General features: G+C 66.5%; 5 protein-coding genes and 1 pseudogene. 3 read left to right on the top strand and 3 right to left on the bottom strand.

Annotation, left to right across the window (positions count from 1 at the left end; genetic code table 11):
• Positions 1 to 577: 577 nt before the first annotated feature.
• The 3 genes from ABH933_RS36255 (at position 578) to nucS (ending at position 2817) form a co-directional block, all read left to right on the top strand.
• A complete protein-coding gene (locus ABH933_RS36255; RefSeq protein ID WP_215922908.1) occupies positions 578 to 1309 on the top strand; it encodes a rhomboid-like protein in 732 nt (243 codons plus the stop codon).
• 20 nt (positions 1310 to 1329) lie between these two features.
• Positions 1330 to 2061, top strand: coding sequence for a rhomboid-like protein (locus ABH933_RS36250; RefSeq protein ID WP_429424076.1), 732 nt, complete (start codon positions 1330 to 1332; stop codon positions 2059 to 2061).
• An 84-nt stretch (positions 2062 to 2145) separates the two neighbouring features.
• Positions 2146 to 2817, top strand: coding sequence for an endonuclease NucS (gene nucS / locus ABH933_RS36245; protein WP_215922780.1), 672 nt, complete (start codon positions 2146 to 2148; stop codon positions 2815 to 2817).
• 507 nt (positions 2818 to 3324) lie between these two features.
• On the opposite strand, the pseudogene ABH933_RS36240 reads toward nucS, so the two are convergent.
• From ABH933_RS36240 to gabT, 3 genes and pseudogenes are all read right to left on the bottom strand, one after another.
• Positions 3325 to 3417 (bottom strand): annotated as a pseudogene (locus ABH933_RS36240) (helix-turn-helix domain-containing protein); the annotation flags it as partial.
• 619 nt (positions 3418 to 4036) lie between these two features.
• Entirely contained in the window at positions 4037 to 5491 is a 1455-nt protein-coding gene (locus tag ABH933_RS36235; RefSeq protein WP_429424078.1) for an NAD-dependent succinate-semialdehyde dehydrogenase, read from the bottom strand.
• Between the two features lie 38 nt (positions 5492 to 5529).
• On the bottom strand, positions 5530 to 6876 hold the full coding sequence (gene gabT, locus ABH933_RS36230; RefSeq protein WP_429424080.1) for a 4-aminobutyrate--2-oxoglutarate transaminase: 1347 nt from the start codon (positions 6874 to 6876) through the stop codon (positions 5530 to 5532).

The following is a 6876-nucleotide window of genomic DNA, read 5'->3' as shown; positions in this document are numbered from 1 at the left end:
GTACTGCACTCGCCAGGGTGTGGGAGAGTAGGACACCGCCGGAACATCCTTTGCCGAAGGCCCCCAGCATCAGCTGGGGGCCTTCGTGCGTTCACAGCGCACTATGCGACAGGGTCCATGTACGATTCGTCCAGTTCTACCCGGATGGGAGGTCGTATACATGGACGCGCTCGCCAGCTACATCAGCTCGATGCTGATGGCACTCGCCACCGGCTCCGCAGACTGAACGAAGGTCTGTTGGGAAGCCGCTTGCGGCTCTGCCGCCGAAAAGTCGTTTATGAAGGCCCTCGGCAGCATGCCGGGGGCCTTCGCACGTTGAGGCCTCCGGCGCATGTGGGTCCCGCTCGTAGAGTCCCGTCCGGCTTCGCAACCCGCACGCCCGTCAAAAAACCATGATCAACTGAGCCCTCGTGTTGCGACCTTGTAGCCCGGTGGGTTTTACTGACCGGGAATTTTTTCAGTCGTCCGCGGGTTCACAGCATCTTCACAAGTGTCGGCTAGCCATCTTCCAGCGCAGATCTGGATGATGGAAGAGACGCCGGCGAAGTGGACGGCGGTATCGCGAGGAAGGATGCGTATGGTGGTGCTGACCGCACCCAGCCAGGGCGCACCGGTAGGCCCCGGTGTCGCGCCCCGGACCGGTTGGCGTCGGCTGTTCCTGCCGGCGACCTACGGCTACGGAGCGCTGCTGATCCTGGTCGCGGGCGTGCTGTCGGCGCTGAGCAACTCCGCGCAGGCCACGGTGTTCCTGCACTTCAGCACCAACCTGCACAACCTGCTGCGCGGTCACATCGGCACGCTGTTCTCCAGCGCCCTGCTGATCGGCGACACCGATACCTCCCTCATCGTCATTCCGCTGCTGATCTGCCTGCTGGCCCTGGCTGAGCTGAAGTTCGGGGCCGGCCGGCTCATCCGGATCTTCCTCGCCGGACATCTCGGCGCGACGCTGCTGGTCGCCTCCGGCCTCTGGATCGCGGTGTCGGCGGGCTGGGTCCCGCTCGCGATCACGCGCTCCGAGGATGTCGGCATCAGCTACGGCGCGATGGCCCTGATCGGCGCCTTCCTGGTGCTGATGCCGGAACGCTGGCGCCCCACCTGGGCCATCACCTGGATCGCGGTGGCGGTCGCGGGGGTGGCGATGGGGCACACCTTCACCAACGTCGGACATCTGATCTCCGTGACCATCGGCCTGGTGGCCGGAATCTGGCTGATCCGCACGGGCCGCCTGTCGGTGTCGCCGCTGCGGAAGTTCGAGATCGCCCTGCTGGTCACCGCGACCCTGCTGGGATACACGATCCTCGTGGGCTGACGAGGCCGGGTGGTGTGCTCATGGTCGGGACGCTGACGGCCGAACGGGCACAGGCCGAGGTCACCTCGGCGGTCGGCGTGCTGCGCCGGCGGCATTGGCTGCCCGTCACCATCGGCTACGTGCTCGCGCTCACCGCGGTCGCGGTCGTGTTCGCGCGGGTGAAACCGGTCGCGCAGGGCCGGATCATCGCCGACACCAGTACGAATCTGCACAATCTGGAACACGGTCATATCGACACGCTGTTCTCCAGCGCGTTCGTCATCGCCGACACGAACTCGACGCTCGCCGACGTGCCGCTGCTGGCCTGCGTGCTGGCCCTTGTCGAACTGCGCTTCGGCGCCTGGCATGCGGTGCGCACCTTCCTGGCGGGACATGTCGGCGCGACGCTGCTGGTGGCCGGGGGGCTGTGGCTCGCGGTGCGCCAGCACTGGCTGCCCGACAGCATCGGTGACTCGGAGGACGTGGGCATCAGCTACGGCGCGATGACCCTGTTCGGATCGCTCATCGTGATGGTGCCCGCGCGCCGCCGGATTCCGTGGGCCCTGGTGTGGGCGGTGATCGCGGTGCGGGGCGTGCTGGACAACCGCGACTTCACCAGCGTCGGGCACCTGCTCTCCTACGGCATCGGCCTGCTGATCGGCATAGTGATGCTGGCCCGGGGAGCCGGGGCATCGCGCGAGCTGAAGTGGGCCGACGCGGTGGCGCTCATCGCCGCCTCGGCGCTTGCGGTGTCGTATCTCCTGGGCTGGTGAGCGTCCGGGGTGTTGTGGCCGCCACCGAACGACACACGGCCCTAGCTGTCCCGGCGGAGGTGCGGGTGGCCTAGAGTGCCTCAGGTGCGCCTCGTGATTGCTCGTTGTCAGGTCGACTACGTGGGTCGGCTCACCGCTCATCTGCCCATGGCCCGGCGGCTGCTGTTGATGAAGGCGGACGGGTCGGTGCTCGTGCACTCGGACGGTGGCTCGTACAAGCCGCTGAACTGGATGAGCCCGCCCTGCTGGCTGGAGGAGCGTGACGCGGACTCCGCCAAGCTGTGGGTGGTGACCAACAAGGCGGGCGAGGAACTGCGCATCACGGTCGAGGAGATCGAACACGATTCCTCGCACGAACTGGGCGTCGATCCGGGCCTGGTGAAGGACGGCGTCGAGGCGCACCTGCAGAAGTTGCTGGCCGAGCACATCGAAACCCTCGGCGCCGGTTACACATTGATCCGCCGCGAGTACATGACCGCGATCGGCCCGGTCGACATTCTGTGCCGCGACGCCGACGGCGCGACGGTCGCGGTGGAGATCAAGCGGCGCGGTGAGATCGACGGCGTCGAACAGCTCACGCGTTACCTGGAACTGCTCAACCGGGATCCGCTGCTGGCGCCGGTCGCGGGCGTCTTCGCCGCGCAGCAGATCAAGCCGCAGGCCCGCACCCTGGCTACCGATCGTGGTATCCGCTGCCTGACACTCGATTACGACGCCCTGCGCGGTACGGAGAGCGACGAATTCCGCTTGTTTTAGGGGAGGGATGCCAAAAGGACAACTGATTTCGTGAGCACATGGGTAACTCCATGTACTCACGTCGAACCAGCTTGCGGTTGGTGTCGTTGTCAAGGGCGAGCGGTGTCGAGTGTCGTTGGTTCCGTTGGTCTCTGAGCTGTAAATATGTCGAAGTCCTGCCCGATTCAGTATGCGATTTCAAGAACCAGCGTTGGCGGCCGTGAGCGACGTTGGCTGACGTCAGTCATTAAATGGCGGGATTGATGACAACCAGCGACGGTCGGCCGGCAACTGCGGGGACACGGGTATGAGACTTGAATGACGGACTCAGACTGCGGAGAGCATGAGTCCAGCCACCGACCGTCGTTCGGCCGGTGTGTTGCGGACGGATGCCGAACGACGATTGCGAAGCCGAGATGTTTGTCCTCCTCGGATGGCGGCCTGTCCTCGCAGGAGGCCGCGCCATGACCCCACGCTATGGACAGCTTGCGTGCCCCCTGGGGTGTGCACGATCGCCCCTTTGAGCGGGCGCTGGTACTTCGGCGGCCCGTCCGAGGCCAGGGCTCGCTTCACGGTGTTGCGGGACACGCCCATCACCCGGGCGATCGCCTGGATCGGCATGCTCTCCGACCGGCGCAAACGGTGGGGTCGACACGAGGCGCGGTTCCGGGTTTTCGCCCGGCCCGTTTCCTCGTGCCGCCCTCCCGAACCGGACGTGCGAGTTGGCCCCGCATCCGGCTCTCCACAAGTCCCGCTGGGTATTTCGATTCCTCAGCTGGCCGCAGGCCAGGGCGAAGGGATCGTAGATCCGCGGGGACGGTAACGGGTTGTCGTCACCGCCCCGGGGTTGAACAGCACGACCCGACACTCTCAGCAGACGACGCGCCTGCCCTGCCACCGCGCTGGCCGCGCGGAGGCGAGGGCGATGCCGGACGGTTCCCACGTTCATCACGCACTCGATCGACGAGTGAGGCATCCGGCTCTACCCCTGCGGCATCGCCACGGTTGCGCCGCAGACATTCACCGTGGCCTCCCGACCGGTTGTCACATCGCGGCCAGAAGTTCCCCGCCACCGACAGGCAGCGGTTACGCACCGCACCCAGCCCATATCCGCCAGATTTGAGCTGGTGGGCCGTTAAGGGGCGTCGAACACTGATCGAATGCGGACGCCTCGTGGCGCACACGAATTTCAGCCCAATCCTCGACAGCAAGCATCCCTTCGGTCCTTGGCCCTGGTCTGTCAGGACAGTGCGATGTATTTGGTTTCGAGGTATTCGTCGATTCCCTCGCTGCCGCTCTCGCGTCCCAGACCGGATTCCTTCATACCGCCGAACGGTGCGGCGACATCGGAGATGATTCCGCGGTTGACACCGACCATCCCGGACTCGATGGCCCGCGATACTCGCAGGGCACGATCGAGTCCGGTGGTGTAAATGTAAGCGGCCAGGCCGTATTCGGTGTCATTCGCCGCGGCGATGCCCTCCTCTTCGCCGTCGAACCCGACGATGACGGCGACCGGCCCGAATATCTCCGCCTGGAGAATGTGGGCGTTGGGTGAGACGTTGGTCAGTACCGTGGGGGAGTAGAAGTAACCGACCTCGCCGGTGCTCCGGCCGCCGGTTTCCACGACCGCGCCCGCGGCTACCGCGTCATCGACGAGCTCGGCGACGCGGCGGCGCTGTTTATCGCTGATCAGCGGGCCGACCTGGGTGCCGTCGGCGTCACCAGGGCCGATCCGCAGGGCCTGCATTCGTGCGGTGAGTTTCGCCGTGTACTCCTCGCGGACGGTGTTGTCGACATAGATGCGGTTGGCGGCGGTGCATGCTTCACCGATGTTGCGCATCTTCGCGGCCATCGCCCCGTCGACGGCCGCGTCGATGTCGGCGTCGTCGAACACCACGAACGGCGCGTTGCCGCCGAGCTCCATCGAGGTGCGCAGCACCCGGTTCGCCGCCTGCGCCAGCAGTATCTTGCCGACCGGGGTGGAGCCGGTGAACGTGATCTTGCGCAGCCGGGAATCGTCCAGCAGGGGGGTGGACAGTTGTGATGGGGCGGAAGTGGGCAGGATCGACAGCACGCCGTCCGGCAGACCCGCATCGCGGAAGACCTCACCGAGTAGCAGCATAGTCAGCGGCGTCTCGGCGGCGGGTTTGACGACCATGGTGCACCCGGCGGCGAAGGCGGGCGCGATCTTGCGGGTGCCCATGGCGAGGGGGAAATTCCAGGGGGTGATCGCGAACGTCGGGCCGACCGGTTCCTTGACGACCAGAATGCGTCCGCGACCCGAGGGGGCGTCGGTGTAGCGGCCGTTGATCCGGACCGCCTCTTCGGAGAACCAGCGCAGGAACTCGGCGCCGTAGTCGACCTCCCCCTGGCTCTCGGTTAGTGGTTTTCCCATTTCCAGCGTCATCACCGTCGCGAACTCCTCGCGCCGCGCAATCACCAGTTCCCATGCGCGGCGCAGGATCCCGGAACGTTCCCTTGCCGGGGTCGCAGCCCACCCCGGCTGCGCCGCGGAGGCGGCGGCGAGTGCCGTCAGGCCATCCTCGCCGGTGGCATCGGCCACTTCCAGCAGCACCTTTCCGGTGGCCGGATTGTGAACTGGGAAAGTACCGGCGCCGGTCGCGGGGACCTGCGTGTTCCCGATCCACAACATGGTGGGCAGTCCGGCGAGCAATTCGTCGGTGTCGATCATGGTGTCTCCTGTCGATCCGTAGGCGCGGGGTAGTCCGGTCAGCGATCGCTGTGTGCCCGCAGTGCCGTCTCGAGCACGTCCAGCGCTTCGGACAGGAGTGCGTCGGGGATGACCAGCGGCGGTAGTAACCGGATCACGTTGCCGTAGGTGCCGCAGGTGAGAAGGACGATTCCCTGCGAAAGTGCTTCTGCTACCACGGCTTTCGTCAGTTCCGGGTTGGGCTCGGTTGTTCCTGGATGGACGAGTTCGATCGCGAGCATCGCCCCTCGTCCGCGCACATCGCCGATCGTGCCGATCTCGTCGGCGAGTTGCCGCAGGCGCGGGGTGACCTGGGCCTCGATGGCGCGAGCCCGGGCGGGTAGATCCCCTTCGCGCATCGCCTCGATGGTCGCCAGCGCCGCCGCGCACGCCACCGGGTTCCCGCCGTAGGTGCCGCCGAGGCCGCCGGCGTGCACCGAGTCCATGAGCTCGGCCCGACCGGTCACCGCCGCCAGCGGCATTCCGCCGGCGATGCCCTTGGCCATCGTGATCAGGTCCGGGACGATGCTTTCGTGCTCGCAGGCGAACCAGTCCCCGGTCCGGGCGAAACCGGTCTGCACTTCGTCGGCGATGAACAGCACCCCCTTGGCCTTGGCCCAGGACGCCAGGGTCGGCAGGAATCCTTCGGCGGGAACGATGAAACCACCCTCGCCCTGGATGGGCTCGTAGACGATCGCCGCGACCGAATCGGCCCCGATCTGCTTCTCGATCTGGGTGATCGCGTGCCGTGCGGCCTCCGGCCCGGACAGGTCCGAGTGATCACGGTAGGGATAGGAACCGGCGACGCGGTAGATCTCGGGCGCGAACGGGCCGAAATGAGCCTTGTACGGCATGGACTTGGCGGTCAACGCCATGGTCAGGTTGGTGCGGCCGTGGTAGGCGTGATCGAACGCGACGACCGCGGTCCGGCCGGTCGCCAGGCGCGCGATCTTCACGGCGTTCTCGACGGCCTCGGCTCCCGAGTTGAACAGTACCGAGCGCTTGTCGTGGTCTCCGGGGGTGAGTGTCGCGAGTTCCTCGGCCACGCGCACGTACCCCTCGTACGGGGTGATCATGAAACAGGTGTGGGTGAAGTGTGCGGCCTGTTCGGCCACGGCGGCGGCGACTCCCGCATGTGAGGCCCCGACGGTGGTGACCGCGATGCCCGACCCGAGATCGATCAGCGAGTTGCCGTCCACGTCGACGATGACACCGCCGTCGGCATCGACCGCGTAGACCGGAACGGACGATCCGACCCCGGCGGCCACCGCCGTACGGCGCCTGGCGGCCAGTTCGAGCGATCGCGGGCCGGGGATTTCGGTGGTGACGCAGCGCTTCTGCGCCAAACGGTAGGTGAAGTCCGTCAT

The organism is Nocardia sp. GP40, from assembly GCF_050434125.1.
In the GTDB taxonomy this organism is placed as follows: domain Bacteria; phylum Actinomycetota; class Actinomycetes; order Mycobacteriales; family Mycobacteriaceae; genus Nocardia; species Nocardia albiluteola.
The sequence above is the reverse complement of the archived record's forward strand: the minus strand, read 5'-3'. Positions and strand labels throughout refer to the sequence as shown.